This window comes from sulfur-oxidizing endosymbiont of Gigantopelta aegis, from assembly GCF_016097415.1.
Classification (GTDB): Bacteria; Pseudomonadota; Gammaproteobacteria; order GRL18; family GRL18; genus GRL18.
Genome location: NZ_JAEHGE010000011.1, coordinates 1 through 1280, shown reverse-complemented (window position 1 = coordinate 1280; position 1280 = coordinate 1). Strand labels below are relative to the sequence as shown.

Genomic DNA, 1280 nt, shown 5'->3' with positions numbered 1-1280 from the left:
TGACTCTCAAAGTAATCAGCCCTGTTTCGGTTGAACCCGTAACAAATGATAAAGAACGACATCTTTGGAATGAGTATATTGAACGATATCACCCCCTTGGATATAAACACCCCTTTGATTATGCCATCCGTTATTTTATTCGTGCCAATGGTCAATACCTTGGCTGCATTATGTTGTATGGTGCATCACGCGCTTTAGCGCCACGTGATCGCTGGATTGGCTGGCAGCCAAAACAACGTAAGGCCAACTTATCCTGGATAGTGAATAACTCACGCTATCTTAGTGGTTTAGGCCACCCATCATTTAATATCAAAAGATGGGTGGCCTAAACCAAAATAGCTCGGCGCACTGGGTGGCAATAAATATTGATAAATACCAATATCATGTTTTATACATGTGTTGCGTTATCTAAAGTATCAACCACCCATTGATTTAAGCTTTTTCCTTCAGCACTTGCTTTAGTTGCTATGTCTGCATGTAATTTTGTTGGGACTCGGACATTGAATTTTCCTGAATACTCTTTTCTTGGTTCAATATTTCGTTCTTTACATGCTTTAAGAAAAACATTAAGTGAAATTAAACCTTCTTTTTTTAAATCTTCAATGTTGCTAGCATAAAAATCTGCGCCGCCATTTAAGCTAATAAATTCACCTCGAAACATCTCAATTTCTGGATCGTATTTAATGGCTGCTCTATAGCCATTAATTTCCATTAAATTCATCATGGTGTTACCTCGTTATTTCTAAACCATTGTCGAATACTTGCAACCGCTCCCTTATCTGTATCAGGGCGGGGGTGAGGTCGATGGAATACACGGACTTCACCAAACAAAAAAATTCAACACGAGAGCCTTCTCTTTCAATCAACTCGGCGCCAAGAACCGTTAATAATGACTCGATATCACGCCATTTAATATTTGCACTTACTGGATGTGAGAAGATCAATTCAAGTGTTTTTTGATGTTTACGCTTCATTATAAAATAGTACCGTAAAATGGTACTATTGTCAATTTGGCTTTTGTGCTTGATTTGAGCTTAGGGTTTCAGGGTAAACACATTTAGCTACTGCCTTGGGTCATCATGGCGATGGTTTTGGCCACCCATCTTTTGAGATTAAATGATGGGTGACCTAAACCACCGCGTCAACGCAAAGAATGAAATCATGCCCCAAACCAAGCCTATGGTTTTCATAAAAATTAAATGTTTCTGAAATATCAAATTCAGCTTCATTTCTGACTGTAAGGGAATAAGTCATTTATTAGTAATTATTCGTTCTTTAAC

Annotated in this window: 2 protein-coding genes and 1 pseudogene; 1 reads left to right on the top strand and 2 read right to left on the bottom strand. The window is 38.1% G+C overall.

Annotation, left to right across the window (positions count from 1 at the left end):
- The coding region (locus JEU79_RS25715; protein ID WP_198266741.1) for a Druantia anti-phage system protein DruA at window positions 1–329 on the top strand (329 nt) is incomplete at its 5' end.
- Window positions 330–388: 59 nt separating this feature from the next.
- Here JEU79_RS25715 and JEU79_RS25710 read toward each other — a convergent pair.
- Complete coding sequence (locus JEU79_RS25710; RefSeq protein ID WP_198262998.1) at window positions 389–724, bottom strand: type II toxin-antitoxin system HicB family antitoxin; 336 nt, start codon at window positions 722–724, stop codon at window positions 389–391.
- Window positions 721–974, bottom strand: a pseudogene (locus JEU79_RS25705) (type II toxin-antitoxin system HicA family toxin). Before JEU79_RS25705 ends, JEU79_RS25710 begins: the two are co-directional and overlap by 4 nt.
- Between the last annotated feature and the right edge of the window lie 306 nt (window positions 975–1280).

Bases quoted from the DNA above. Each gene is read 5' to 3' on its own strand.
- JEU79_RS25710 (WP_198262998.1), bottom strand. From the start codon at position 724: ATGATGAATTTAATGGAAATTAATGGCTATAGAGCAGCCATTAAATAC.